The 24,639-nt window shown below is 62.8% G+C and carries 23 protein-coding genes; 10 read left to right on the top strand and 13 right to left on the bottom strand.

The genetic code is table 11. The features are described 5' to 3' along the window. Nucleotide 1: 1 nt before the first annotated feature. The 3 genes from MY55_RS17085 to MY55_RS17075 all read right to left on the bottom strand — a co-directional run bounded on the left by MY55_RS17085 (nt 2) and on the right by MY55_RS17075 (nt 2,913). Nucleotides 2–1,009 (bottom strand): transporter family protein, encoded by a 1,008-nt coding sequence (locus tag MY55_RS17085; RefSeq protein ID WP_065202769.1) that lies wholly within the window; start codon nt 1,007–1,009, stop codon nt 2–4. Nucleotides 1,010–1,296: 287 nt separating this feature from the next. Beyond that, on the bottom strand, nt 1,297–1,722 hold the full coding sequence (locus MY55_RS17080; RefSeq protein WP_065202768.1) for a hypothetical protein: 426 nt from the start codon (nt 1,720–1,722) through the stop codon (nt 1,297–1,299). 213 nt (nt 1,723–1,935) lie between these two features. Further along, nucleotides 1,936–2,913 (bottom strand): hypothetical protein, encoded by a 978-nt coding sequence (locus tag MY55_RS17075; protein ID WP_043580440.1) that lies wholly within the window; start codon nt 2,911–2,913, stop codon nt 1,936–1,938. 277 nt (nt 2,914–3,190) lie between these two features. On the opposite strand from MY55_RS17075, the gene MY55_RS17070 reads away from it, so the two are divergent. The 5 genes from MY55_RS17070 to MY55_RS17050 all read left to right on the top strand — a co-directional run bounded on the left by MY55_RS17070 (nt 3,191) and on the right by MY55_RS17050 (nt 7,527). Then, on the top strand, nt 3,191–3,574 hold the full coding sequence (locus MY55_RS17070) for a c-type cytochrome (RefSeq protein ID WP_043580442.1): 384 nt from the start codon (nt 3,191–3,193) through the stop codon (nt 3,572–3,574). Continuing rightward, nucleotides 3,571–4,953, top strand: a complete 1,383-nt coding sequence (locus MY55_RS17065) for a D-arabinono-1,4-lactone oxidase (RefSeq protein WP_065202767.1) — start codon at nt 3,571–3,573, stop codon at nt 4,951–4,953. Before MY55_RS17070 ends, MY55_RS17065 begins: the two co-directional genes overlap by 4 nt. Beyond that, on the top strand, nt 4,950–6,239 hold the full coding sequence (locus tag MY55_RS17060; protein ID WP_065202766.1) for an alanine racemase: 1,290 nt from the start codon (nt 4,950–4,952) through the stop codon (nt 6,237–6,239). The genes MY55_RS17065 and MY55_RS17060 overlap by 4 nt, the downstream gene beginning before the upstream one ends. Before the next feature lie 78 nt (nt 6,240–6,317). Then, a complete protein-coding gene (locus MY55_RS17055; protein ID WP_157889357.1) occupies nt 6,318–6,899 on the top strand; it encodes a DUF3304 domain-containing protein in 582 nt (193 codons plus the stop codon). Nucleotides 6,900–6,924: 25 nt separating this feature from the next. Beyond that, complete coding sequence (locus MY55_RS17050) at nt 6,925–7,527, top strand: DUF3304 domain-containing protein (protein ID WP_157889356.1); 603 nt, start codon at nt 6,925–6,927, stop codon at nt 7,525–7,527. Here MY55_RS17050 and MY55_RS17045 read toward each other — a convergent pair. Further along, nucleotides 7,524–8,492 (bottom strand): LysR family transcriptional regulator, encoded by a 969-nt coding sequence (locus MY55_RS17045; RefSeq protein WP_076098058.1) that lies wholly within the window; start codon nt 8,490–8,492, stop codon nt 7,524–7,526. The two genes, MY55_RS17050 and MY55_RS17045, sit on opposite strands and share 4 nt — an antisense overlap. Before the next feature lie 95 nt (nt 8,493–8,587). On the opposite strand from MY55_RS17045, the gene MY55_RS17040 reads away from it, so the two are divergent. Continuing rightward, nucleotides 8,588–9,811 (top strand): MFS transporter, encoded by a 1,224-nt coding sequence (locus MY55_RS17040; protein ID WP_065202763.1) that lies wholly within the window; start codon nt 8,588–8,590, stop codon nt 9,809–9,811. Nucleotides 9,812–9,840: 29 nt separating this feature from the next. Here the strand turns inward: MY55_RS17040 and MY55_RS17035 are convergent, their stop codons facing one another. Next, a complete protein-coding gene (locus MY55_RS17035) occupies nt 9,841–10,308 on the bottom strand; it encodes a GNAT family N-acetyltransferase (protein WP_065202762.1) in 468 nt (155 codons plus the stop codon). Nucleotides 10,309–10,567: 259 nt separating this feature from the next. Here MY55_RS17035 and MY55_RS17030 point away from each other — a divergent pair, with 259 nt between their 5' ends. Continuing rightward, nucleotides 10,568–12,535, top strand: coding sequence for a flagellar assembly protein A (locus MY55_RS17030; RefSeq protein ID WP_065202761.1), 1,968 nt, complete (start codon nt 10,568–10,570; stop codon nt 12,533–12,535). Nucleotides 12,536–12,551: 16 nt separating this feature from the next. Here MY55_RS17030 and MY55_RS17025 read toward each other — a convergent pair whose 3' ends face one another. The 5 genes from MY55_RS17025 to MY55_RS17010 form a co-directional block, all read right to left on the bottom strand. Next, on the bottom strand, nt 12,552–14,168 hold the full coding sequence (locus tag MY55_RS17025) for a methyl-accepting chemotaxis protein (RefSeq protein ID WP_065202760.1): 1,617 nt from the start codon (nt 14,166–14,168) through the stop codon (nt 12,552–12,554). Nucleotides 14,169–14,507: 339 nt separating this feature from the next. After that, nucleotides 14,508–15,125 carry a hypothetical protein gene (locus MY55_RS17020; RefSeq protein WP_052877978.1) on the bottom strand — a complete coding sequence of 206 codons (618 nt, stop codon included), beginning with the start codon at nt 15,123–15,125 and terminating at the stop codon, nt 14,508–14,510. A gap of 256 nt (nt 15,126–15,381) precedes the next feature. Continuing rightward, nucleotides 15,382–15,795 (bottom strand): GFA family protein, encoded by a 414-nt coding sequence (locus MY55_RS17015; RefSeq protein ID WP_065202759.1) that lies wholly within the window; start codon nt 15,793–15,795, stop codon nt 15,382–15,384. A gap of 495 nt (nt 15,796–16,290) precedes the next feature. After that, nucleotides 16,291–16,434: a DUF1484 family protein gene (locus MY55_RS23175; RefSeq protein ID WP_208856058.1), complete on the bottom strand. Its 144-nt coding sequence runs from the start codon at nt 16,432–16,434 to the stop codon at nt 16,291–16,293. 150 nt (nt 16,435–16,584) lie between these two features. Beyond that, nucleotides 16,585–17,001: a DUF1484 domain-containing protein gene (locus MY55_RS17010; protein WP_065202758.1), complete on the bottom strand. Its 417-nt coding sequence runs from the start codon at nt 16,999–17,001 to the stop codon at nt 16,585–16,587. A gap of 270 nt (nt 17,002–17,271) precedes the next feature. On the opposite strand from MY55_RS17010, the gene MY55_RS17005 reads away from it, so the two are divergent. The 3 genes from MY55_RS17005 to MY55_RS23715 all read left to right on the top strand — a co-directional run bounded on the left by MY55_RS17005 (nt 17,272) and on the right by MY55_RS23715 (nt 20,640). Next, entirely contained in the window at nt 17,272–17,535 is a 264-nt protein-coding gene (locus MY55_RS17005) for a helix-turn-helix domain-containing protein (protein WP_046155361.1), read from the top strand. Between the two features lie 835 nt (nt 17,536–18,370). Beyond that, nucleotides 18,371–19,801 carry a reverse transcriptase domain-containing protein gene (locus tag MY55_RS22805; RefSeq protein ID WP_081284731.1) on the top strand — a complete coding sequence of 477 codons (1,431 nt, stop codon included), beginning with the start codon at nt 18,371–18,373 and terminating at the stop codon, nt 19,799–19,801. 197 nt (nt 19,802–19,998) lie between these two features. Next, nucleotides 19,999–20,640, top strand: coding sequence for an SLATT domain-containing protein (locus MY55_RS23715; protein ID WP_157889355.1), 642 nt, complete (start codon nt 19,999–20,001; stop codon nt 20,638–20,640). An 87-nt stretch (nt 20,641–20,727) separates the two neighbouring features. On the opposite strand, the gene lysS is transcribed toward MY55_RS23715, so the two are convergent. The 3 genes from lysS to MY55_RS16990 form a co-directional block, all read right to left on the bottom strand. Beyond that, entirely contained in the window at nt 20,728–22,236 is a 1,509-nt protein-coding gene (gene lysS, locus MY55_RS17000; protein WP_065202757.1) for a lysine--tRNA ligase, read from the bottom strand. A gap of 84 nt (nt 22,237–22,320) precedes the next feature. Next, nucleotides 22,321–23,428 (bottom strand): peptide chain release factor 2 gene (gene prfB / locus MY55_RS16995; protein WP_101706234.1). Its coding sequence is split into 2 segments (ribosomal slippage): nt 22,321–23,343 and nt 23,345–23,428, totalling 1,107 coding nucleotides; the frame shifts between segments, so codons are not numbered across the junction. Between the two features lie 114 nt (nt 23,429–23,542). Next, entirely contained in the window at nt 23,543–24,523 is a 981-nt protein-coding gene (locus MY55_RS16990) for a malate dehydrogenase (RefSeq protein ID WP_065202756.1), read from the bottom strand. Nucleotides 24,524–24,639 lie beyond the last annotated feature (116 nt).

Here is a 24,639-nt window from a genome sequence, read left to right as displayed (position 1 = left end):
CTCAGAACGCGTAGCGCGCGCCTATCGACGTGGTGTAGCGCGGCGCCAGCTGCACGCCGTTGACGTGCTGGTACAGCGGCAGTTGCACGAAGCCGTAGACCGAGGCCCGCCGGGTGAGCGGCACGGTCAGGCCGGGGCTCAGGTAGACCAGCGTGCCGCCGGTGCTGACGGTGTCGGCGTTGTCGCCGGCGTCGTGTCGCACGTAGCGGGCGTTGAGCTGCAATTGCGGCATCCAGCCGGAGAAGCCGGCATAGCGCACGCCCAGGTTCAGGTTGACGCCGGTGCCGGGCCGGTACTGGTTGGCGCTGTCCAGCGCGCTTTGCACGGTGGCCTGGGTGAAGTAGCTCCAGCTGCGGCCAAGGTCGCCGTAATAGTAGGCGCCGACGATGGCGTCGGTGGTGCCGGTGCCCGGCTGCAGGCCGCGGTCTATCGGCGCGGCGGCGCCCGGATTGGCCGGATCGGTGGAGACGCCGGTTTCGCTATGGCTGCCGGTGGGCAGCTTCAGGCCGAACAGCAGGCCGAAATTGCGCGCGGCGGCGAAGCCCTGATAGCGGCCTATCACCTTGATGTCGCCAAGGCCGGAGGTGCTGGAGTCGTACGCGCCGCCGCCGCTGGCCGCGTTGGCGCCGTCGGAGCCGGTGCCCAGCGTGCTGTGGCTGCGGTCTATGTACGGGACCTGCACATTGACGCCCCAGGCTGGAGAGAAGGCATAGTCGAAACCCAGCGTCAGGTAATTGTTGCGGGTGTACTGCTCCACTTCCTGATTGCCCTGGTTCAGCTGGCTGGCGGCTGCTGGCGTGATGGTGCCGCTGCCGCTGCGCAGCTGGTTTTGGTTCAGGTAGTCGTAGCGGATATCCATTTTCAGCCCGGGCTGGGTGGCGAAGCCCTGGCTTTCCCAGTCGGAACTGAGCGTGCAGCCGCAACTGGCGCAGGCCAGCGCGGATGCGGAAGGCGCCAGCAACAGCAGCGCGGGCAGCAGGCGGCGATGGACAGCATGGCGAGTCGGCATGGTTTTCCCCCTTTTTAGATGTCATGCGCAGCGAAAGTATGCGCATCTGTTCCAGCGCCGGCCTGCGGCAAAACGCCGCACTCCCGCCGTCGGCAGCGGCGGTTTGGCATGAACTCGGCGATGGCGGCGCGGATTGGGCGCGATGCTTCGGCTTTGGCGCGCTGGCGGCGGGTTCATGCCAATGCGGCGTGGTTAATTTCTATGAAGCGCGCGCCGTCCGTACGATGAAAAGCCGGACGGCCGCCAGCTGGGCTGGGCGGCGGTCCGGCTGGACGGCGCGGCGGGGCTTAGCGGTCGCGCGGGTAGTCGCGATGTTCGTCGCGATGCTCTTCGTGGTGGTCGCGGTGCTCGTAGCCGTCATGATGCGGGAAATGGCGCTGCTGGTAGTGCGGCACGTAGACGCGGTTGTACCAGTCGTCGCGGACGAAGAAGACTCGGCGGCCGCAGGCATGGTATTCGCGGCAGTGGCGGTCCCAGTGCTTCATGTGGCCGGGCGGCACCCGCAGGTACAGCGGCGGCAGGCCGACTGGCACCGGCTGTATGATCACCGGCTGCGGATAGACCACTTGCGGCGGCGGGTAGCCGCCGATGTCGATCTGGCCGTAGAAGCCGGGCTGGCCGACGCTGATGGAAACGCCGACATCGGCGGCCTGGCTGGGCAGGCTGGTCAGGGAGGCGGCGATCAGCGCCGCGGCTGTCATCACGTGTTTCATGGCATGCTTCCTTTTGTTGGAACGCGCATTGCGTATGCTTGCACTATGGCGGCATTTTGTTTCGCAGCCGCAAAGAAACCGCGACGACTGATTGCTGTTTGTATCTGTTCATAACCGTAACAGCATGTACGGCGGCGCGGCCGCGCCGGCTTTTAGGGATGGGGGACGGACACGGCGGCGCTCGACCCGGCCCCGGGCGGGGCCGGATGCGGCTCAGCGCGACAGGTGGGGGCAGACGGCGGTGCCGCCCGCGCCTTCGGCGATGGCTTTTTCAATGGCTTGCGACAGCAGGTCGCGCTTGGTGGACAGCGAATAGATGTTTTCCTTCTCGGTCTCGGTGCCGTGCGGCGAGAACACCATCTCCGCCATGATGCGGTCGCCGACGATGCGGCCCAGCAGCGCCTGGGCGTCGTCCACCGAATGCGGCGTCTCCGAAACAATCATGTGGGTTTCGCGGCGGTCTTCGTCCATGAAGGCGCCGATGATCTCCTCGTGCGCGCTCTCCTGCGACAGCGTCCACAGCGCCGACACCACCACGTAGAGATCGCGCCACCGGTCGCCCAGCATCGCCTTCCATTCGCGCAGCGTGTCGGACATCACCCGCACCTGGTTCTGCGCGGCGGTGGTCTGGTTCAGCACGATCTGCGCGGTGAGCTTGCGCGAGTAGTGGCTGAACTCCTCCATATCGTAGCGGCCGCGCTCCAGCGTGTGGCGGATGAAATGCAGCGACGCGTGCAGGATCTCGCGGTTGGCCTGCCTGATGCCGGCATCCGGCCATTCCAGCTCGTCCAGATGGTCGTGCACATGCTGGATCTGGTCATGGTAGGCGGCCAGCGCCGGCGCCCACTGCTGCAGGGTGGAGTCGCACTGGTAGGCGGACAGGATGGAGTAGATGCCCAGCGGAATGTGCGAGATCGCCTTGCACTGGTCGTAGATCGGACAGACGTTTTCCTTGACGTGGCGGATGTCGGGATTCACCACCAGCGTGTAGCGGCCGCCGTCGAAGGTGGATTCGGCGAACAGGATGGGATAGATGTTGCGGCCTATCGCTTCGATATTGGCGGAATAGTTGGCGCGCATCGCGGCGTCGATGTCGCGGACGAACTGGAAGCACTGCCTGGCCCGGTCGCCGGCGGAATAGGCGTAATGCTTGCTGGTGTGCGGGTAGCCGTCTGCGGGATGGATGGTCATGGCGCGGGATCCTTTGCATGGTGGTGGCGGCGACGGAGGAGGCTGGCCCGGCTGGCCGCCGGAGCCGGGCAAAAGGGCGAGGGTGGGCGATGTTAACTGGAGTGTAAGCGGCGGCTTGCGGATTGTTATCGGCGTATCTACCTAGGGCGAATACGGGGTGGGCGGGCCGGGAGGCGGGCGGACCTGTCCCTTGTGCTGGGGGCCGGCCGGCGCGGATGCGCGATGCTCTGGTTTTGTCCGGGAGCGCTGCGCTCCCGCCATCCGGAGCGAGTTCGATATGCCCATTCCATTCGCGCTTGATGCGCGGCGCGCGCTGTCCGTCGGCGCGCTGCTTTGCCTGGGGGCCTGCCAGGACGGCAAGCCGCAATCGGCGGATCTGCAAAAAGCCGAAACGCTGCGCCCGGCCGATGCCCGGCTGGCCGAAAAGTACGAGCGCTCCTGCCTGGGCTGCCATGGCGCGGCGGCCAGCCAGGCGCCGCTGACCGCCTTCGCCGCGGCCTGGGCGCCGCGGCTGCGGCAGGGCATGCCGGTTTTGCTCGCGCACGCGCGCGACGGTTTCAAGACGATGCCGGCGATGGGGTATTGCAACGACTGCAGCGACGAGGAGCTGCGGCGCCTGATCGTCTTCATGGCCGGCGCGGCGGCGGGAGCGCGTTCATGAAGCCGGCCGCCGTCACTCGCCGCCGCTGGCTGCAGCTGGGCGGCGCCGCCATGCTGGCCGGGCTGGCGGCTCGCCCCGGCGCGCCAGCCGCGGCCAAGCCTGCCGGCGCTTATCTGTGGCGCAGCTGGAGCGGCCTCAACCAGTGCCGGGCGCAGGCGCTGGCCACGCCGGCCGACGAAGCCGAACTGGCGGCGCTGCTGCGCGGCGGCGGCCCGCTGCGCTGCGTCGGCTCCGGCCATTCGTTTTCGCCGCTGGTGCCCACCGGCGGCCGGCTGGTGTCGCTCGACCGGATGTCCGGCCTGAAAACGCAGGACCAGCAGGCGCTGACCGCCACCGTGCTGGCCGGCACCCGGCTGTCGCAGTTGTCGCGCCAGCTGGATGGCCATGGCCTGGCGCTGCGCAATCTGCCGGACGTGGACGCGCAGACTTTCGCCGGCGCCATCAGCACCGCCACCCACGGCACCGGCGCGCAGCTGCCGGCGCTGCATGCCGACGTGCTGTCGCTGCGGCTGCTGACTCCGGCCGGAGAGGCGCTGGCATGCAGCCTGGAGCGGCAGCCGGAGCTGCTGCAGGCGGCGCGGGTGTCGCTGGGCTGCCTGGGGGTGATAGTCGAGGCCGGCATCCGGGTGGTGCCGGCGTATTCGCTGCGGCGCCGGCTCTGGCTGAAACCGGTGGGCGAGATGCTGGAGGCGGCGCCGGAACTGGCGCGGCGGCACCGCCATTTCGAATTCTTCTATCTGCCCTTCACCGGTTACGCCGCCGCCATCACCCACGACATCAGCGCCGATGGCGCGGTATCGCATCCGGATTCGCAGGATGAAGACATGCTGCGCGAATTGCGCCGGCTGCGCGACTGGCTGGGCCGCGCGCCCGAGCTGCGGCGCTGGGTGGCGCGCAAACTGATAGACCCGGGGCTGGTCGAGCAGGCGCGGGACAAGTCCTGGCGGCTGCTGTCCACCGCCAGGCCGACGCGTTTCAACGAGTCGGAATGCCATGTGCCGCGCGAGGCCGGCATCGCCTGCGCGCGCGCGGTGATCAGCCGGCTGGAGCGTCGCAACGAGGTGTTCTTTCCGATGGAGTTTCGCTTCGTCCAGGCCGACGACGCCTGGCTCAGCCCCTTTTACCAGCGCGACTCCTGCTCCATCGCCGTGCACGCGGCGGCCGGCGAGGCTTGCGATTACCTGGTGAGCGACATCGCGCCCATCTTCCGCAAATACCAGGGCCGGCCGCACTGGGGCAAGCTGCATGCGCACCAGGCGGCGGATTTCGCCGCCCTCTACCCGCGCTGGAACGACTTCTTGCAGCTGCGGCGTGAGTTGGACCCGGACGGACGGCTGCTCAACCCGCACCTGCGCCGGGTGTTCGGGATAAGGACATGAAGCGGCCGCAGTGGAGCCGGCGCCAGCTATTGGCCGCAGGCGGCGCGGCCGGCGCGGCGGCGTTGCTAGGTTCGTTGCGCCCCGGCGAGCGCGGCAGCCCGCACGATGGTTATTTCCGCCAGTTGTCGGCCGCGTTGCGCGCGGCCGGCATCGCCACGCCGACGCTGGTGCTGGACCGGGAGCGGCTGCGCGCCAACGTCGGCCAGGTGCTGCGCAATCTGAACGGCCGCATCCCGCTGCGGCTGGTGGTGAAATCGCTGCCGTGTCCGGCGCTGTTGCGCGAGGCGGCGGCGCTGGCCGGCACTCGCCGGCACATGTTGTTCAGCTTGCCGCAGCTGTTGGCGATGGCGGAGGGCGACCACGACATTTTGCTGGGCAAGCCGCTGCCAGCCGCCGCCGCGCTGGCCTTCTACCGCGGTTTCCCGCCCGGCGCTTTTCAGCCCGAGCGGCAGCTGCAATGGCTGGTCGACACCCCGCAACGGCTGGCGCAATACCGCGAGCTGGCGCGGGCGCAGCGGCTGCGGCTGCGCGTCAATTTCGAGATAGACGTCGGCCTGCACCGCGGCGGCATCGCCGGCGGCGACGAGATGCGGGCGATGCTGGACATCCTGCGTTCCGAGCCCCGGCTGCAATGGGCCGGGTTGATGGGCTACGACGCCCACGTCGCCAAGCTGCCCGATCTGCCCGGCCTGCGCGCTCGGGCGCACGCCCATGCGCGGCAGGCGTACGCCGGCTTCGCCGAGCAAATCAAGGCCTGGCCGGGGCTGATGGCCGGCTCCGGCAGCCCTTGCTTCAATGCCGGCGGCTCGCCGACCTACCGGCTGTACGACGGCTCCGGGGTGGAGAACGAGGTGGCGCTGGGCTCGGCGCTGGTGAAGCCCGGCGATTTCGACAGCGCGCTGCTGGCCGACCTGCTGCCGGCCTGTTTCATCGCCGCGCCGGTGCTGAAGGCGTTGCCGCGTTTCCAACTGCCCTACGGCGTCGAGTGGCTGGGCGGGCTGCTGCGCGCCTGGGACGTCAACGCGCGGCGCGCCTACTTTCTCTATGGCGGCAACTGGCTGGCCGATCCGGTTTCGCCGCCGGGGCTGGCCGGCAGCGCGCTGTATGGCGCGTCGTCGAATCAACAGGTGTTGCTGGGTTCCGGCCGGCAGGCGCTGAAGGTCGACGACACGGTGTTTTTCCGCCCGCGCCAGAGCGAGGCGGTGCTGCAGCAGTTCGGCGCCATCGCCGTGTACCAGGACGGCCGCATCGTCGAGATGTGGCAGCCGTTTCCGGCGACGGCGTGACGGTGCCGCCAGCGGCGCTTTGGATTATCATCGGGCGCTGGTTTCAGCCGGCTGGCGGCGATGAAGGGGAGGGCGGTTTTGCCTGATTGGAAAGCGTTTGCGAAAAAACTATTGTGGCTGACGGTCTGCGCCGGCCTGGCGGCGTGCCAAACGCCGGAATCGGCCAAGCGCAAGCTGGTTTCCGCCACCTTCGTCAATGTCGATCCATCCTCCCAGGTGCTGTTCGCCAGCTTCGACGGCAACAGCGTGTGCAGCAGCAGCGGCGACACCTGCAGCGTGTGGCTGCCCGAGCAATGGCAGCCGGGTCGGCGCGCCATCGTCAAATGGACGCAGGACCCCAGCCCCGAACGCAATGCGGATGGCAGCAAGCGCCCGCCGTACGGGCCGGGCGGCACGACCACCCGCGAGCTCGATCACTGGCGCGATATGCATGACAACAACCGCGTGCTGCTGGCGCTGAATGTCGAGGTGCCGCGCTACGCCAGCCCGTATCATTTGGAGCTGGTGTTCCTGCCATGCAAGCGCGTCGCCGTGCTGATCGACGCCGCAGACATTCGCCGCGTGATGGGGAATTTGCCCGGCGGCCAGGCGTATGAGGCAGAAATCCGCCGCCGCTTGGGCGCGGCCGGCGATTGCCAGCCGCCGCGGGCCGGCGAGTGACAGGGAGCTTGGGCGAGGAATGAACATGCGATTCGGATGGGTGGTTTGGTGTTTGACGCTGTGGCTGACCGGCTGCGCCGGCTGGCCGGCGGATGGCGGCGGCTATATCGTGATAGCCGACAAGGCGATCGCCCCCGGCGAGATCGGGGTGGGCGGCGCGGCGATTTCAACCGACCCCGAGGTGTGGATCCGCGATGTCTATTTCAACGGCTCCTACATGATGGTGGTCAACCGCTACGCCGGCGAGCAAGAGAACGCCGACGTCTACGATATCCGCGACAGCAAGTCGTTCAACGGCTCCACTTTCCAGCGCATCCACACCGACACCTGCTGCTACGGCCTGCCCCGGCAGTGGCGCCCCGGGCTGCAGGCGCTGGTGGAGTGGACGCAGAGCCCGGCGCGGCCGGGCGGGCAGCCGCAGGCGCCCACCCCGCACCGGGTATTGTTGAACTTGCCCAAGTACGACGATCCGGCCTCATTGCGGCTGGTGTTCCTGCCCTGCGGCGACCTCACCGCGGTCATCGATTACCAGCTGCGCGCGCGGGTGTTCCTGACCGATCCGCCGAAGGGGCCGGCCGAGCTGGCCAGGCGGCTGGGCGGCCGGACGCGCTGCGAGGCGGGCGGCTAATCGCGGATCGCGTCGGGCAGCGCGGCGCGCATCACCTCCACGAAGCCGCGCAGCCGCGCCGGATAAAAACGGCTGTACGGATACACCAGGCTGACCGGCAGCGGCGCGGCCTGCCAGTCCGGCGTCAGCTGGATCAGGCGGCCGGCGGCCAGGTCTTCCGTCATCACCCAGGCCGAACCCACGCCGACCCCCAGCCCCATCAGCGCCGCGCTGCGCAGCGCGTACAGGCTGTCGGTGCTCAGGCGCGGCTCTATCGGCAGGCGTGCCTCTTCTTCGCCGTCGACGCGGCGCAGGCGGATTTCGTGGCGGTAGTAGGTGCGCAGCGCCAGCCACGGCAGGCCGGCCAGCTCGGCCGGGGTTTGCGGGATGGGTCCGCCCGCCAGCAGCGCCGGCGACGCCACCACGATGCGCGGCACTTCCGCCAGCTTGATCGCCACCAGCGACGAATCGGTCACCTCGCCGACCTGGATCGCGCAGTCTATGCCGGCGGCGATGAAGTCCTGCGCCGCGCTGTCGTCGTGCAGCAACCACTCCACCTTCATGCGCGGATAGCGCTGCAGATAATCGGCCAGCGGCCGTACCAGCCTTTCCTGGCCGAAGGCGTGCGGCGCCACCACCCGCAGCATGCCCTCCGGCTCTTCGCGCGCGCCCCTGAGGTCGGATTCGAAGGCGGCCCAGCCGGCCAGCAGCTCCTTGGCGCGGGCGAAGCAGCGTTCGCCGTCGTCGGTCAGCCGCATGCTGTGGGTGGAGCGCTGCAACAGCTTCATTCCCAGCGATTTTTCCAGCGCCTGCAGCCGGCGGCTGATGGTCGGCTGGGTGGTGCCCAGTTGCTGGGCCGCCGCCGACAGATTGCCGGCCTCGACGATGCGGACGAAGGTCTGCATCAGTTCCAGCCGGTCGCCGGCGCTGGCCGGCAGGCTGACGCCCGGCTGCGGGTACAGATCGCTGATGATGGGTTTTTTCATACGTAAAATGTATAACAAATCTGCGCGGCGGCCCACTACCATCGCAGCGCGGCGGCATGCACACTGCGGGCATTCGTGAAACGGAGCCCACCCCGATGACTTCCATCCAAAAAACGCATGACCAGATTTTGGCCGCCGCGCCGTCGCGCGCCGACCAGCCTGGCAAGGCGCTGACTTTCCTGCTGGCCGCCGGCGCGGGGCTGTCGGTGGCCTCGTTGTATTACAGCCAGCCCATGCTGGGCATTCTGGCCGCCGACATTGGCGCCGGCAGCCGTGAGATCGGCCTGGTGCCGACGCTGACGCAGCTGGGCTACGCCTTGGGGATTTTGCTGCTGGCCCCGCTGGGCGACCGCCACGACCGGCGCGCCATCATCCTGGCCAAGGCGGCGCTGCTGGTGCTGGCGCTGCTGGCCTGCTCAATGGCGCCTTCGCTTCCTTGGCTATTGGCGGCCAGCTTGGCCATCGGCCTGACGGCCACGCTGGCGCAGGACATCGTGCCGGCGGCGGCTACCCTGGCGCATGAACAGCGGCGCGGCAAGGTGGTGGGCACGGTGATGACCGGCCTGCTGATGGGGATCTTGCTGTCGCGGGTGGTGAGCGGCGTGGTGGCCGGGCACTGGGGCTGGCGCAGCATGTTCATGCTGGCGGCCGGCGGGGTGGCGCTGATCGGCGTGTCCGCCTGGCTGTGGCTGCCGAAGTTCGCGCCGACCACGGCCCTGCCTTATCGCCAACTGCTGGCTTCGCTATGGGCGCTGCTGCGCCGCCACGCCAGCCTGCGCCAGGCGGCGCTGGCGCAAGGCTTGCTGTCGATGGGCTTCAGCGCCTTCTGGTCCACCTTGGCGGTGATGCTGCACGCGGCGCCGTTTCATCTGGGCAGCGCCGCCGCGGGGGCGTTCGGCCTGGCCGGCGCCGCCGGCGCGCTGGCCGCGCCGATGGCCGGCCATCTGGCCGACCGCCGCGGCCCGGCGGTGGTGGCCCGGCTGGGCGCGGGGCTGAGCGCGCTGTCCTTCGCCGCCATGTGCCTGATGCCGCTGCTGGACCCCGTCGCCCAGCTGTGGCTGCTGGGCCTGGGCACCGTGGGTTTCGACCTCGGCGTGCAGGCTTCGCTGATTGCGCACCAGACCATCGTCTACGGCATCGACCCCGGCGCGCGCAGCCGCCTGAACGCGGTGCTGTTCGTCAGCGTGTTCATCGGCATGGCGGGCGGAGCGGTGTGCGGCAGCATGTTGCTGGCGCAATGGGGCTGGCTGGCTGTGACCACGCTGGCCGCGCTGCTGGCGCTGGCCTCGCTGGCGGTACGCTGGGGGCGCTGGCAGTAAAGCGAGCGGCGGGGGAGGGCCGGCGGCGCTTAGGCCGGCAGCTCCAGGCCGTAGATGATGAAGCCCTTGTTCTCGCCCACTTTGTCGTACAGCGCGCGCGCCGCGCGGTTGCTGTCGTGGGTTTGCCAGTAGACGCGGTTGCAGCCGCGCGCGGCTGCCTGCCGATACACCGCCTCGATCAGCGCGCGCGCCGCGCCGCGGCCCCTGGCCTCCGGCGCGGTGAACAGGTCTTGCAGATAGCAGACGTCCGCCAGCCGGGTGGTGCTGCGGTGGATGACGGTGTGGACCAGGCCGATGATGCGGCCGTCTTGCTCGGCGAGCAGCGCGTCCACCGGCTCGGCCGGGTCGAAAAAGCGCGCCCAGGTCTGCGCGGTGATGGCCTCCGGCAGCGCGGTGTCGCCGGCGCGGCCGTAAAACGCGTTATAGCCGTCCCACAATGGCCGCCAGCCGGCGTAATCGCCTGTTTGCGCGGCTCTGATGACAAAATCCTGTTTCATGCGATACCTCAATCCCTGGTGATGGGGTTGGCCAGCCTGGCGGCGTCTGCGCGGACTGTGCGCCTGATGATCATTTTAATGCAAAAGGAATGCCGCAGGCTGGCGAGGTGGACGGCGCCGCGCGCCGGGCGCGCAAAGCCGGCATGAGTTTGCTACCTTTGTAGAAAGGGGGCGCGGCTTCCTTTCTCCGCGGGCCGTGCTTGCGCGCAAGCTGGGGGCTGCGGCCGGCAATCAGCGGCATGTTCAGGCAGGCGCGATCATGGCAAGCACGACAGATCTCCCGCAACACCCGCCTTCCGGGTCCGGCTCCGCGCCCGATCCCGGCCAGCCGTTCACCCTGCCGGATTTCATCCAACTGCGCGCCGACGGCTTTTTTGTCGCGACCGAGCTATTGAGCGGCGCCGAAGCCTTCCGCCAGGCGATAGACCAGATCTTCGCCGCCGGTTTTTTCCTGTCCGGCCTCGATTACCCGAAACTGTGTTACTACCTGTACGACTTCGATGCGGCCAACGCCGGCCCTGGGCAGCGGATCGCGCAATGCATCCTGTCTTTCGCCGAGGAACGGCGCGCGCTGTATCACGCGGTGATCCAGGTGGAGGCCGGCGTTGAATACCTGTTCGAGCAGGTGTTCCTGACCAGAAACGTCGCGACGCCGGTCTACGGCCGCGACCCGGCGGGCCAGCCGATGGTGGTCGGCCAGCGCGAAGAGTCGCAAACCCTGCCTTCCCGGCTGGAGTTCGACGAGATGGTCGCCCATCTGTGGCAGCAGGGCATCCGCTTCGGGCTGAACCGCGCCGTCATCGACGACTGCCTGGCCCAGCGCAAGGTGGGGCGTTTTCTGATCGCCTGTCCGCAGCCGCCGGTGCCCGGGGTGGACGCCGGCGTGCAGGAGAAGACGGCGGCGATCCGCCGCGACGACCACCCGCGCAAACTGTCCGGCGGCCGGGTGGACCTGACCCAGTTCCAGAACCGCTACCCGCAAATCAAAGCGAATACGGCGCTGCTGATGAAGACACCTAGTGTGCCCAGCCGGCCGGGGCGCGGCCTGGACGGCTGCGTGATCCCCATCGCCGCGCCGCGCGATTTCGACCTGGCCACCCTGGCCGGCGAAGGCACCGAGGTGCGGGAGATGGAGGGCCAGGAGTTCATCGTCGCGGTGCGCGACGGCTTTCTCAGCATCGACGCCGAAACCAACCAGATCGCCATCGTCGACAAGATCGTCAACCGCGAAGGCGTTAGTGTCCGCACCACCGGCGACCTGGCCTTGCAGGGCGACGAATACGAAGAGCACGGCGAAGTGCAGGAGCGCCGGATCGTCACCGGCAAGAACCTGACCCTGTGCAACGACGTGTACGGCACGGTCCGCTCCACCGGCGGCCGCATCCTGTTGAAGCAAAACCTGGTGGGCGGCGCCGCGCTGAACGACGACGGGCCGATCAGCGTCGAGGGCATGGTGTCCAACGCCCAGGTGCGCGCCGAGCGCGGCGACATCACCATCCAGCGCGCGGAAAACGCGCTGGTGATCGGCCGGCAGGTGCGCATCGCCGAGGCCAGCCGCTGCGTGATCGTCGCCGATGAAGTCGATATCGACAGCGCGATGGGTTGCGCCATCGCCGCGAAGTCGGTGCGCATAGCCCGCGTCGGCGCGCGCGCCAGCCAGGAGACGGCGATTTCCATCTTGCTGCCGGACTTGTCGGCTTTCGCCGCCCGGCAGGACTGGCTGGAAAAGCGGCAGCAGGAGGGGGCGCAGAAAACGGCGACGGCGCAGCAGGCGGTGGCGGCGCTGATGGGGGATGAAACCGTCAAGCGTTACGTGGGCCTGGCGGCGCGGCTGAAAAAGGGCGAACTGCAACTGTCGGCCGAGCAGCAGGCAGGCTGGAAGCGGTTGTCGGAACAGGCCGCCCCCAAGCTCAAGCAGCTCAACCAGCTGAACGCGATGCTGAAAGCGCTGCAGGACGAGCAGGCCGACTTCCGCAGCCAGGTGGGCGCGCTGGCCGAGGAGCGCAATGACGCGATTTCCGGCATACGCTGCCGACTGGAGGAGCTGAGCGGCGAAACCGTGGTGCGCTCGCTGATTCGTCCGCTCAACGCTCCGGCGCTGGCATCGCTGCCGCTGGAACAACTGCGCACCCGGCTGCGGGCGGCCGACGACCAGACCAAGGAGTTGTTTTCAGACAGCAGCGGCTGCTTCACCTGGCAATACTCGGCGCGCTTCGCCAGCCCTTGACGCCGGCCGCCTGGCCTCACAGCGTGTAGCGTTTGACCGCCTCGTTCATCGCCAGCACCGCCTTGTCCAGCTGTTGGGCGGTGGTGGCGGTTTGCTGCGCGGCCGCGCTGGACTGGGTGGCCATCTGGGCGATCTTTTCCACCTGGTTGGCGATGCTGTTGCAGGCATTGGCCTGTTCGCGGATGGCGTCGGTGATTTCGCTGACCATCTGCATGGCGGTGCCGGATGATTTGCCTATTTCGCCGATGGCTGTCATCGCCTCGTCGGCGCACACCACGCCGGAAGCGACCAGTTGCTGGGTTTCGCTCATCCGGCTGGTGGTTTGCCGCGAGGTGTCGGTGACGCCGCGTATCACTTGGTCGATCTCGCTGGTGAGGATGGCGGTGCGCTCGGCCAGTTTTCTCACTTCATCCGCCACCACGGCGAAGCCGCGCCCGGTTTCGCCGGCGCGCGCCGCTTCTATCGCGGCATTCAGCGCCAGCAGATTGGTCTGATCGGCGATGTCCTTGATGCTGCCCACCGAGTTGGCGATGCGGCTGTTTTGCGCCTCCAGTTCGGTGAGGCTGGTATTGGCGTGGCCGACGGTATCGGAGATGGAACGGATTTCCTCCACGGTCTTGGCGATCACCTGGTGGCCGTTGCCGGCGTGGCGGCTGGCCTCTTCGCTTTGCTGGTTGCTTTGCTCGGCGCGATCGCCGACGTGGTTGATGCTGACGGTCAGCTGCTCCATGGTGGCGGCGATGAAAGCGGAGGCCTGGTTCTGGTTTTCCGCCGCGGTCTGCACGTGGTTGGCGGCCTGGCCGAGGTCGGCGCTGTAGCCCGCCACTTTGCCGCAGTTGTGCAGGATGTCGCGCAGGCTGTGGCGGATGCGCTGCACCAGCTGGTTGAAGGCGGCGGCGGTATTGCCGATTTCGTCCTTGGCGTTATGCACCTTGACCTGGCGGGTGAAGTCCAGGCGCTCGCCGATCTGGTTCATCGCGTGGTTCAGCTCATGCAGCGGACGGGTGATGGATAGGTAGGTGCGCAGGCCCAGCGCCCCCAGCAGCAGGGTGAGCACCGCGGTGGTGGCCAGCGTGATGACGCGGGTGCTGCCGATCAAGGCCTGGGCCTCGGCCACTTCCTTTTCGACATAGCGCTTGTTGTAGTCGATGTGGGCGCTGATCGCCTTGGTCAGCGCATTGCCGGCCGGCGTCACCGCATCGGCGCGAATCTTGAGCGCGTCTTCCAGATTGTTGCGCTCCGCCGCTGCCAGCATAGGCTGCATTGCCGCGTAGTATTGGTCCAGCAGGCGGCCATCGTCGTTGAAGTGCCCGCGGTCTTCATCGTCGTTGATCATTTTCTGGTATTCGCCCAAGGCCGCCTTGGCGCTCTGGTAGGCGTCGCCGACTTTGCTTCTGGCCGCGGCGCGGTCGGCGGCGGTGGTGGAGGTCAATTCGTGCAGGCCGGCCAAGCGCAGCGTTCCCACCGCATTGCTGAACTGCCCTAAGTTAATCAGGCTGGGATAGTCGACGTTTGCGAAGCTGGTGGCGGTGTCGGCCAGCTGGGACTGGGTATGGAGGCTGTAAGCGCTGATGCCGATCTGGGCCAGGATGGAGAGCAGAATCAGCAGAAGGATTTTCTTGGACACAGTCATGGCGATGAGTTCCGTCAGTAGGCTGGCTGAGATTTGAGTATTAGTGTTGTTTTTTATATTTCCCCCTTTTTTGAATAAAAACTAAGTGTAAATACGGATTATTTTCAATAGCTTATGATGGTTTGCCATATGTCGGAGGGAGAGGCTTGGCATGAATCGATAAAATTAAGCGTAAATACGAATGATTCGACATTACCAATAAGAAGGCGTCTTAATTTGATTCGCAATGCGTGGAAATATCGCGCGGTTGATTATTTCCGATTGGATCACGGCGACTGCGGGGCGGAATGGCGGCTAGAAAACACGGCGGGATGGCGCAGGCCATCCCGCCGTCTGCGGCTAGTTGGGGCCGGGGCAGGCCGTGCTCTGGCCGTTCAGGCCCTGGGCCTGGATGGAAAACGAGGCGGTGCGGCGGCTGCCGGAGCTATTGATGGTGATGACGTAGATGCTGTCGAAGTCCGATCCCGACCAAGCCGGAATATTGGCGGATTGGTTGAGGTTGGCGAAGATCTGCTTGGCCAGCGTGACGATCTTCTTGTGCTCCCAAGCCACGAACACGGTGGAGCCGGCATAGTCGGAGGCCAGCAGCCGCGAGGCCAGGTCGGCGGTCTGGGTGAAGCCGTAAGCGGTGTTGACCGGCAGGCCCAGGCTGATGGCGGTGGGCTCTATCGTCGCCAGCGGCCGCACATAGTAGTAGTTGGCGCCGGAATCGGACACCTGGGTGGCGGGATCGGGCGCGAAGATGGCGTCCGGCGCGCCGAAGGCGCTGGTCAGCACCCGCGGCAACGCCAGCGCGCGGTTCAGGCCCTGGCAGGTCAGCTGGCCGAGGCCCTGGTCCGGTTTTTCGCCGTGGCGGATCATCACGATGGTTTCGGTGGCGGCGCTGGCGTGGGCGGCTAGCAGCAGCAAGGCGGCCGGGGCAAGGCGGCGCATCCAGGCCGCGAATGGCATGTTCATTGAACGTCTCCTGGGGGTGGGCAATCGCGCGCGCCTGGTGCATGGCGCGTCAGCCGGCTATTTATAAAGCCGATAGATGTCATTGGCATTAATCGACGAGTGGAGAGCCTGCCGCTGACGGTGAGGCCGGCAGGAAAAGCGTGCTCATGGCCAGGCGATGCCACGGCGTTGGAAAGGCTGCGAATGAAAACAGCCAGCGGGCGGACTGGCTGCTGATTGGGGCTGACAGACCGGATGTGGACGGGCTATGGGCTTGTTAGCCTTGCGCCGGCCCCGGCTTCTTCGGCAACTGCGGATTCATGTAGTCCCAGGCCGCGGCGCTGGCCACGTGAAAATCCAGCTTGGGCGCGTAGCGCGAGGTGTCGTGCAGCGTGCCGGCCTTGATGCCCAGCAGGCCGGGCATGGCGCTGAATCTGGCGAACAATTGCGAGCCGCAGTTCGGACAGAAGCCCCGGCTGTGGGTATTGCCGCTATCGGCGGTGGTTGCGAAGTATTTGGCCTGGCCGACAATTTCCACCGCCGCTTCGGGAAAAACCATGGCCGGAATATAGGCGCTGCCGGAGCTGCGCTGGCAATCTAGGCAGTGGCAGTTGCCGGTGAACAGCGGTTCGGCGGCGGCGGCATACTGGATTGCGCCGCACAGGCACTGCCCGGTGTATTTCTCGCTCATCTGCATCTCCATGTGGCGCCAAGAAGCGCAGCCGCGCGCGGCGCGGCAACCCGGCAGACTATATCGATTTGGAATTGACGTGTGAAGCGCTTTGACCTGCCGCTTGCGGGGCAGGGCGGCAGGCGCATGGCGGGATTGGCGTACCGGCTTCACCACCGGCGCATCGGAATGATGCTCCCGCCACGGCCCGCCATAGCTTGCGCGCGGCATGGAGTCCGCTGCGCGGACGATGTTTAAGTGCCGGTTCCGCCCGGCAAACGGGAAAGGGGGCTGCGCGGCCAGCCCCCTTTCGACCCCAGGCCGCCCCAGCAGCCCGCGAAACCCCGGCCAAAAAGCGCCGGGCGAGGAGCCGCCGGAACTAGCCGCGCGCGAATGTCGCGCGGCGTCGAACCGCCGGCGTCTTAAAACCCCGCCCAACGCTTTTTGCCCGGCGCGTGCTGAAGGGGAATAGGGCGCATCGTATACGTTTTAATGTTTGTGCGAGATATGTAGGGCTTACAGCACGCGGGTGAGCAGTGTCAGCGACTCGTGCATGCGCTTGCCCAGCGGCATCAGCAACTCGGTGATACGGCTGGAGGGCTGGCGGGCGTCGCAAGCGTAGGGTGCAATACCCGGCTTGAAACGATTGGATGCAGCCATTGTTCAGCCGGGCATTGCACCGCCATATCGCAGTGAATCGCATTGCGGTGGAACTCCCGGCTTTGCCGGGATTCCACCCTACAAAATCCGTCGAATCAAAAACAGCCTGTCGCTGGGAAGCGGGCAGGCTGTTGGCTCATGGAGCAGGGCTTACAGCACGCGGGTGAGCAGCGACAGCGACTCGTCCATGCGCTTGTCCAGCGGCGACAGCAACTCCGTGATGCGGCTGGAAGGCAGGCGGACATCGTCGCCCAGGCAAGCCAGCAGCTCGATCACGGATTGCAAACCCAATTGGCCATGGGCGAGGTGGCAGATGGACTCCACCACCGCCTGCTCGATGTCGTGGCACAAATGCGCCACGCGCGCGGCCGGTTCTCTGACCTTGGCTTGATCCTTGCCGGCCAGTTGCTCTTGCAAGGCGGCAAAGGCTTCGTGCAGCCGGGTCATGGCCAGCAGGCTGGGCGGATGGGTGGGGACTGGGTTGTGCAGCAGCCAACGGCTGCGGGCGGGGTGGCGGTTTTTCAGGGAAAGCGCGAGATGCGATGAACTGCGGGTGATGCTAGGCATGGCAAAACCCTCATTTTGATTGAACGTTGTCGTGGTCGGGTGGGCAACGTTCTGCATGTGGTCAAGACAGAGCGGGAGCGGCAAAGCGCCGTAGATCACGGAATGGGAATTTTCTGCATAAGCACCCCCATGTGTGGCTGGCAAAGCAGCGCATAGCACATAATGAGTGTCATGAAGATATCAATAACAATCAAAAAGTCACTTATAGTTAACATTTTGCAAATCATACCGTGTGGCTTGAGCGCTAGCAAGCGCTGATGCTATCGGGGTATGGAAAACACAACAAAACCCTTAACCGCCCGCGCGGTTTTCGCCCGCAACCTGCGGATTGCCAGACGTCTGCACGATGTGTCGCAGGAGGCGTTGGCTTTGCAGGCGGGGATGAGCAGAACCTATGTGTCAGAGATCGAGCGCGGCGAGCGCAATGTCTCCATCGACAATATGGGAGCATTGGCCGACGCCTTGGGCGTGGCGCTGAGAGACTTGGTTGACCCGGAGATGTTTGGCGGCTTGCTGGATAAGGCGAGCAAGTAGCGGGCGGTTTGCCTGTGATGTGCTTTTGGGAATCCGCTGCGCGGATGATGATTTGGGTTGCCGGGGCTGCCCGGCGGCAGGGAGGGGATATTTGCCTGCTCTATGGCCTCACTCGGTATCCCGGCCACCCTGCAAGCCTGGCCTGCGGCTTCCCGCCGGTTCCCGTCAGACCCGAGGCGCGGCTGAACTCGTCCTGCGCTAACGTCGCGGGACTCAAACAGGCAGCCGCTTAAAACCTCGGGCCTGCCACCCGACGGCAGGCTTGAAGGGGATGGGGCACGTCGCAAACGTGCTTGTTTCTCGTCTGCCAGTCCACACTACCGTGTGGATATCTCAGAACTGCTGACCAAGATTCCTACAGGCTTGTCTTCCTCCATGTCATGGAGAGCTTCAAACTTGCTGACATGATGAATGAGTTATGCTGATGTTGTATCATCTCAATGTCTTTGCTTTTTGCTGGTTGTAGAGTCGAACCAACTTGCCCCTATCCCATCAGCGCAAGCCGACTCCGAAGCCCTTTCCAAGGTTTTAAGCCGCCGTTTGTTTGAGCGGGGCGACGTTAGCGCCCCGCGAGTTCGGCGGCGCCTTGGAAAGGGCTTTGGAGGCGGGGTTTCGCAGCGCTGTTGGGTCGCCTTTTCTTTCGTCCATTTCTTTTGGCGAAGCAAAAGAAATGGACCCGTCAAGCCGGGCGGAACCGGCATTAAAGGATCAGTCCGCGGAGCGGACACCAAACAAATATATATTATGTGGTTAATGTTATAGTTAGAGCGGTATAGTTTAATTGATAGCTTTTGCGTAAAGGTTGCGGTATTTATTTTATAGAGGCTTTTTTGTTATGATAGAGGGCATAGTTAAAAAGTATAATGATGGGGTGATTGATGATGATGGCTTGTTTCGCAGCCTTTTTTCGGCTCATTTTTTGATTGATATTTATCAGGCGAAATATAAAAATAGTTCCGCAAAAGGTATTGATAGGATTAATGGCTTTCAATTTTCATCGAGGGCTGCTGCGGAAATATATTTGGCTTGTGAGAAAAGTATAAATGGGACGTATAGATTTTCTCCTTACTTAGAGGTTCTTAAGGTAAAAAATAGAGAAAAGCCACCCAGATTAATTTCCGTTCCAACAATACGCGATAGAATAATTCTTTCCCAGCTAAATAAGTTTCTGTCGATAATCTATCCTGAAAGAGTTACTAGGAACATCGCAAGCGTATATATTCGGGATATTTCTGGAAAGTTAGCTGAGCTACCTATGGATTCCACGTGGGTTTGTGGGGCAGATATTGTTACATTTTATGATGATGTAGATATAAGTAGGTTGATTGCACTGCTTTCTCGCCGTATTAAATCGAAAATTGCATTGAAACTGATTAAGAGCTCTTTGGTTACTCCGACGGTTCCGAAAAATTGCTCTAAAAATTTATATCATAAATATAAGAGGGCGTGTGGAATACCTCAGGGTCTTGCTATATCAAATATATTGTCATCTATCTATATGCAGCCAATAGATGATGGTATGGTGGGGATGGGTGTTGGGTATCATCGGTATGTAGATGATGTGTTAATGTATGGTGAGAGAGATAGTGTGGAATTTGCATTTAAATCCTTGAAAAGGAGGCTTCAGACTAGGGGGTTGAAACTACATCCCTTAAGTTCAGAAAAGACACACTTTGGAAGGCGATGCGAGCCATTTTTATACCTTGGATATCGTTTTGATGGTGATACTCTCACGGTTAGGCATGCCACAGTTGAAAGGTTTTTGCAGTCCATTGCAGCAAAGTTTAGTGATTTTAGACATAATAAAAGTAAAAGACTGGAAAGATTAAGTTATTTAAATTCAAGCAGGTTAAAAGATATATTTGTTTCTGAGCTAAATGAGAAGGTGGCTGGTGCTATATCAGATAATAAAAGATATGGTTGGATTGCATATTTTAATCAGATAAATGATATGAGTTTGCTGTATAGAATTGACAATGCGATTAGTAATTTGTTTGGCCGGCTTGGTGAGTTTGATTTTACGGCCCCACCCAATTTGAAAAAATTGTCTAGAGCATACTGGGAGATGAAGTTTAACCCGACAGGTGGCTATGTTAAAAATTATGATTCAATTGTTAGTTTGGTTGATAAGTTAGAATTTTTAGTAGCGAGGGGTAGAGTCGCACCAGATGAGTCTTTGAGTGATGAGCAAATAGAAAGCCGATTTCAAAGCTATAAGAGGTTTGTATTGTCATCAATGCATGCGGATGAAGGGGTTGTGTATTGATGAGATTGTAGTAGAATAGCTAAGCAGACCTCTCAATGCATGCGCATACCTCTCGATGGACTTTAGTTGCATTGGGGGCGGAAGTGAACATTACCTGATTCTAGGTCCGTAAAATCGGAACCTTCCACTATAAATTTTGTGGGAGAGGATATAATAGATTGTATTGGAGAGGTCTGCCCTAAATAGGCAGGAGGCGCATGAAAGACAGTTTGGAAGAGCTTCGGAAAAAGGCTTGGCGTACTGCTAGTGCTAGGTATAATTCTGCGAGGCGAATACGGCGAAAAGATATATTTTCAACGTTAAGCTTATCTTTATTCTCAGCTTCTATTATAGCGGTTGCATTTATACAGAAGATTTTTGTCATATCAGGTTCTTCTTTGGATAATTATCTGACTGCTATTTCTGCTTGTCTTGGTTTGTTGATTTTGGTATTGACACTGGTTGAGTGGGCGGGGGGGAGTGGAGTTAAGGCTGATGCTCTTTATCGAAATGCAGAAGAGCTTAATGATTTTCAAACGCGTATTTCAATCATTGTCGAGTGTGAAAAAAAAGCTCCTTCTCTCACAGTGGAACAGTATGAGAAGCTAGCTTTAGAATACGCTAAGATTCGTACCTCTTGCTCATATAATCATGAGCCAGTCGATGATACCTACTTTATTAGTAAGCATAGATTTTCAGATGAATTTAGAAAGTCGGATAATGTTCCTGCAATGACATGCTTTGAGTCATTTTGTGCTACTTTGGCTTGGAAGTTTGCAAGTACTTATTTTTACATCTTGACTTGGGTTGTATTTGTTTTTTTAATTTTTTTCTCCTGTCACTTTGTTGGGTGGAAATAAAACCCAAGGTATTTTTTAAATATAAATAAAGCCGCCCACCTTGCAGTGAGCGGCTTTCTCTTTAGCCCAATGTCAACTCGCTAAAGCTTACTCCGGACGCATGTGCGGGAACAAGATCACATCCCGGATAGACGGCGCATCGGTCAGCAGCATCACCAGGCGGTCGATGCCGATGCCGCAACCGCCGGTCGGCGGCAGGCCGTATTCCATCGCGCGGATGTAGTCGGCGTCGTAGTGCATCGCCTCATCATCGCCGGCATCCTTCTGGGCGACTTGCGCCTGGAAGCGCGCGGCTTGGTCTTCCGGATCGTTCAACTCCGAGTAGCCGTTGGCGTGCTCGCGGCCCACGATGAACAGCTCGAAGCGCTCGGTCAGGCCCGGCTGGGTGTCGGAGCCGCGCGCCAGCGGGGAGACTTCCACCGGGTAGTCGATGATGAAGGTCGGGTTCCACAGCAGCGACTCGGCGCATTCTTCGAACAGCGCCAGCTGCAGGCTGCCCAGGCCCGGCGCCGGGGGCAGCTTGCCGCCCAGGCGCTTGATCTCGCTGGCCACCCAGGCGGAGTCGGACAGTTGCGCGTCGGTGTATTGCGGGTTGTAGTGCTTGATCGCTTCCACGATGGTGAAGCGGTCGAACGGCTTGCCCAGGTCCACTTCCTTGCCTTGGTAGCTCACGGTGGTGGCGCCGCAGGAAACCAGCGCGCATTCGCGGATGATGGTTTCGGTCATCTCCATCATGCGCTGGTAGTCGCTGTACGCTTCGTAGAACTCGATCATGGTGAACTCGGGGTTGTGGCGCGTGCTCATCCCCTCGTTGCGGAAGTTGCGGTTGATTTCGAACACGCGTTCCAGGCCGCCCACCACCAGGCGCTTCAGGTACAGCTCCGGGGCGATGCGCAGGTAGAGCGGCATGTCCAGGGCGTTGTGGTGGGTGACAAACGGCTTGGCCGACGCGCCGCCCGGAATCGGGTGCATCATCGGGGTTTCCACTTCCAGGTAGCCTTCGCCCACCATCACGTCGCGCACCTTCTGCACGATCTTGGAGCGCTTGATGAAGGTGTCGCGGCTTTCCTCGCTCATGATCAGGTCGGCGTAGCGCTGGCGGTATTTGGTTTCCTGGTCGCTGATGCCGTGGAATTTTTCCGGCAGCGGACGGATGTTCTTGGACAGCATGCGCACTTCACTGGCCTGCACCGTCAGTTCGCCGGTCTTGGTCTTGAACAGCACGCCCTTGACGGCGATGATGTCGCCCAGGTCCCAGCGCTTGAAGTCGGCGTAGACGTCTTCGCCCACGTTGTCGCGGGAGATGAAGGCCTGGATGCGGCCGCTCACGTCCTGCAGGGTGGCGAAGCTGGCTTTGCCCATCACACGTTTCAGCATCATGCGGCCGGCGACGGCGACTTCGATTTTTTCGGCTTCCAGCGCTTCCGCTTCTTTGGCGGCGTGGTCGTCCTGCAGCGGTTTGGCGAAGTGGCTGCGTTTGAAGTCGTTGGGGTAGGCGATGCCTTTTTCGCGGATCGCCTGCAGTTTCAGGCGGCGTTCCGCCATGATCTGGTTTTCGTCTTGGCTTTGCGCCGGTGCTTGTTCGTGATCAGACATGATGACTCCGTGCCGGGTTGGGTTCCTGCGGCAAAACAATAAAAACGGCTTGGCCGGCTCCCGCGGGGAGCCGGCCGGTTTGGCTTAGACGCCGTGCTTCAGGCTGGCTTCGATGAAGCCGTCCAGGTCGCCGTCCATGACGCCCTTGATGTTGCCCACCTCGTGGCTGGTGCGCAAATCCTTGATGCGGGACTGGTCGAACACGTAGGAGCGGATCTGGTGGCCCCAGCCCACGTCGGTCTTGGTGTCTTCCAGCGCCTGCTTGGCTTCGTTGCGCTTTTTCAGTTCCAGCTCGTACAGCTTGGCGCGCAGCATCTGCATCGCCTCGTCGCGGTTGCGGTGCTGCGAACGGTCGTTCTGGCACTGCACCACGGTGTTGGTGGGGATGTGGGTGATCCGCACCGCCGAGTCGGTTTTGTTGATGTGCTGGCCGCCGGCGCCGGAGGCGCGGTAGGTGTCCACGCGCAGGTCGGCCGGGTTGATGTCGATCTCGAAGCTGTCGTCCACTTCCGGGTAGACGAATACCGACGAGAACGAGGTGTGGCGGCGGGCGTTGGAGTCGAACGGCGACACGCGCACCAGGCGGTGCACGCCCACTTCGGTGCGCAACAGGCCGTAGGCGTATTCGCCTTCGATCTTCAGCGTGGCGCTGGTGACGCCGGCCACTTCGCCTTCGGACACTTCCAGCACGTCCACCTTGAAGCCCTTGCGTTCGGCGTAGCGGGTGTACATGCGCAGCAGCATGCCGGCCCAGTCCTGGGCTTCGGTGCCGCCGGCGCCGGCCTGGATGTCCAGGAAGCAGTTGTTGGGGTCCATCGGGTCGTGGAACATGCGGCGGAATTCCATCTTCGCCACTTTCTCTTCCACGCCTTCCAGGTCGGCTTGCACGGCGAGGATGGTGTCGTCGTCGTCTTCGCTCTTGCCCATGTCGAACAGTTCGCGGCTGTCAGCGAGGGTGGCGTTGATGCTGTCCAGCACCAGCACCACGTCTTCCAGCTGTTTGCGCTCGCGGCCCAGGTCCTGGGCTTTTTTCGGATCGTTCCAGATATCCGGATCTTCGGTGAGGCGGCTTACTTCTTCCAGACGGTCTTTTTTGCCGTCGTAGTCAAAGATACCCCCGAATATCGGCGGCGCGGGCGGCCAGGTCTTCGATCTTGGCCGCGATTTGGTTCAGGACTTCAACTTCAATCATGCTCTACTCCAAATGGCAGTCGATGGTAATCAATAAATGCAAATGCGGAATGGCGGTTTGACCAAAGACAAAAAGCGCACCTTGCGGTGCGCTTTCTTCGATCCGGCTCGGGTATCAGCCAAACAGGTGAGCGATGGCTGCGCGCTCTTCTTCCAGTTCGGCCAGGGTCAGGTCCATCCGCTCGCGGCTGAACGCGTCGATTTCCAAGCCTTCAACTCGTTTGTATTCGCCATTTTCGCATACTACCGGCACGCCGTACATCACGCCTTCCGGGATGCCGTAGGAGCCGTCGGACGGCACGCCCATGGTCACCCATTTGCCATTGCTGCCCAGCACCCAGTCGTGGATGTGGTCGATGGCGGCGTTGGCGGCGGAGGCGGCGGAGGACAGGCCGCGCGCTTCGATGATGGCGGCGCCGCGCTTGCCCACGGTGGGCAGGAACACGTCGCGGTTCCACACGTCGTCGTTGATCAGGGTTTTAACCGATTGGCCGTCGATGGTGGCGAAGCGGTAGTCGGCGTACATGGTCGGCGAGTGGTTGCCCCATACCGCCAGCTTCTCGATCGAAGCCACCGGCTTGCCGGTTTTGGCGGCGATCTGCGACAGCGCGCGATTGTGGTCAAGACGCAACATGGCGGTGAAGTTTTTCGGGTCCAGATCCGGAGCCGACTTCATCGCGATCCAGGCGTTGGTGTTGGCCGGGTTGCCGACTACCAGCACCTTGACGTCGCGGGCGGCGTGGTCGTTCAGCGCCTTGCCCTGCACGGTGAAGATGGCGCCGTTGGCTTCCAGCAGGTCCTTGCGCTCCATGCCCTTGCTGCGCGGGCGGGCGCCGACCAACAGGGCAACCTTGACATCCTTGAAGGCCACGTTCGGGTCGTCGGTGGCCACCATGCCGGCCAACAGCGGGAAGGCACAGTCTTCCAGCTCCATCATCACGCCCTTCAGCGCGGTTTGGGCTTGCGGCAGATCCAGCAGATGCAGAATGACCGGCTGGTCCTTGCCCAGCATTTCGCCACTGGCGATACGGAACAGCAGGCTATAGCCGATCTGGCCGGCAGCGCCGGTTACGGCAACGCGAACGGGGGCTTTCATTGGCGGACTCTCCTTTGACTTATCCGATAATGAGCTGCAGATGTTGCCCTGCAGTATAGGTGTGGCCTGAGTGTATCACGGCTGTTTATCGATTTGGACTAATCAGTCAAGAATAT

Origin of the sequence: Chromobacterium subtsugae (genome assembly GCF_001676875.1) — a bacterium.
Lineage (GTDB): Bacteria > Pseudomonadota > Gammaproteobacteria > Burkholderiales > Chromobacteriaceae > Chromobacterium > Chromobacterium subtsugae.
This window is presented reverse-complemented; position numbering and strand designations above follow the sequence as displayed.

Excerpts from the sequence above, each read along its gene's own strand:
- MY55_RS17050 (WP_157889356.1), top strand. The coding sequence starts at position 6,925 with ATGCGATTCGGATGGGTGGTTTGGTGTTTGACGCTGTGGCTGACCGGC.
- MY55_RS17085 (WP_065202769.1), bottom strand. The coding sequence starts at position 1,009 with ATGCCGACTCGCCATGCTGTCCATCGCCGCCTGCTGCCCGCGCTGCTG.
- MY55_RS17065 (WP_065202767.1), top strand. The coding sequence starts at position 3,571 with ATGAAGCCGGCCGCCGTCACTCGCCGCCGCTGGCTGCAGCTGGGCGGC.
- MY55_RS17060 (WP_065202766.1), top strand. The coding sequence starts at position 4,950 with ATGAAGCGGCCGCAGTGGAGCCGGCGCCAGCTATTGGCCGCAGGCGGC.
- MY55_RS17040 (WP_065202763.1), top strand. The coding sequence starts at position 8,588 with ATGACTTCCATCCAAAAAACGCATGACCAGATTTTGGCCGCCGCGCCG.
- MY55_RS22805 (WP_081284731.1), top strand. The coding sequence starts at position 18,371 with ATGATAGAGGGCATAGTTAAAAAGTATAATGATGGGGTGATTGATGAT.
- MY55_RS23175 (WP_208856058.1), bottom strand. The coding sequence starts at position 16,434 with ATGGCTGCATCCAATCGTTTCAAGCCGGGTATTGCACCCTACGCTTGC.
- MY55_RS23715 (WP_157889355.1), top strand. The coding sequence starts at position 19,999 with ATGAAAGACAGTTTGGAAGAGCTTCGGAAAAAGGCTTGGCGTACTGCT.
- MY55_RS17030 (WP_065202761.1), top strand. The coding sequence starts at position 10,568 with ATGGCAAGCACGACAGATCTCCCGCAACACCCGCCTTCCGGGTCCGGC.
- lysS (WP_065202757.1), bottom strand. The coding sequence starts at position 22,236 with ATGTCTGATCACGAACAAGCACCGGCGCAAAGCCAAGACGAAAACCAG.
- MY55_RS17005 (WP_046155361.1), top strand. The coding sequence starts at position 17,272 with ATGGAAAACACAACAAAACCCTTAACCGCCCGCGCGGTTTTCGCCCGC.
- MY55_RS17070 (WP_043580442.1), top strand. The coding sequence starts at position 3,191 with ATGCCCATTCCATTCGCGCTTGATGCGCGGCGCGCGCTGTCCGTCGGC.
- MY55_RS17035 (WP_065202762.1), bottom strand. The coding sequence starts at position 10,308 with ATGAAACAGGATTTTGTCATCAGAGCCGCGCAAACAGGCGATTACGCC.
- MY55_RS17075 (WP_043580440.1), bottom strand. The coding sequence starts at position 2,913 with ATGACCATCCATCCCGCAGACGGCTACCCGCACACCAGCAAGCATTAC.
- MY55_RS17045 (WP_076098058.1), bottom strand. The coding sequence starts at position 8,492 with ATGAAAAAACCCATCATCAGCGATCTGTACCCGCAGCCGGGCGTCAGC.
- MY55_RS16990 (WP_065202756.1), bottom strand. The coding sequence starts at position 24,523 with ATGAAAGCCCCCGTTCGCGTTGCCGTAACCGGCGCTGCCGGCCAGATC.
- MY55_RS17015 (WP_065202759.1), bottom strand. The coding sequence starts at position 15,795 with ATGAGCGAGAAATACACCGGGCAGTGCCTGTGCGGCGCAATCCAGTAT.
- MY55_RS17025 (WP_065202760.1), bottom strand. The coding sequence starts at position 14,168 with ATGACTGTGTCCAAGAAAATCCTTCTGCTGATTCTGCTCTCCATCCTG.
- MY55_RS17010 (WP_065202758.1), bottom strand. The coding sequence starts at position 17,001 with ATGCCTAGCATCACCCGCAGTTCATCGCATCTCGCGCTTTCCCTGAAA.
- MY55_RS17080 (WP_065202768.1), bottom strand. The coding sequence starts at position 1,722 with ATGAAACACGTGATGACAGCCGCGGCGCTGATCGCCGCCTCCCTGACC.
- MY55_RS17020 (WP_052877978.1), bottom strand. The coding sequence starts at position 15,125 with ATGAACATGCCATTCGCGGCCTGGATGCGCCGCCTTGCCCCGGCCGCC.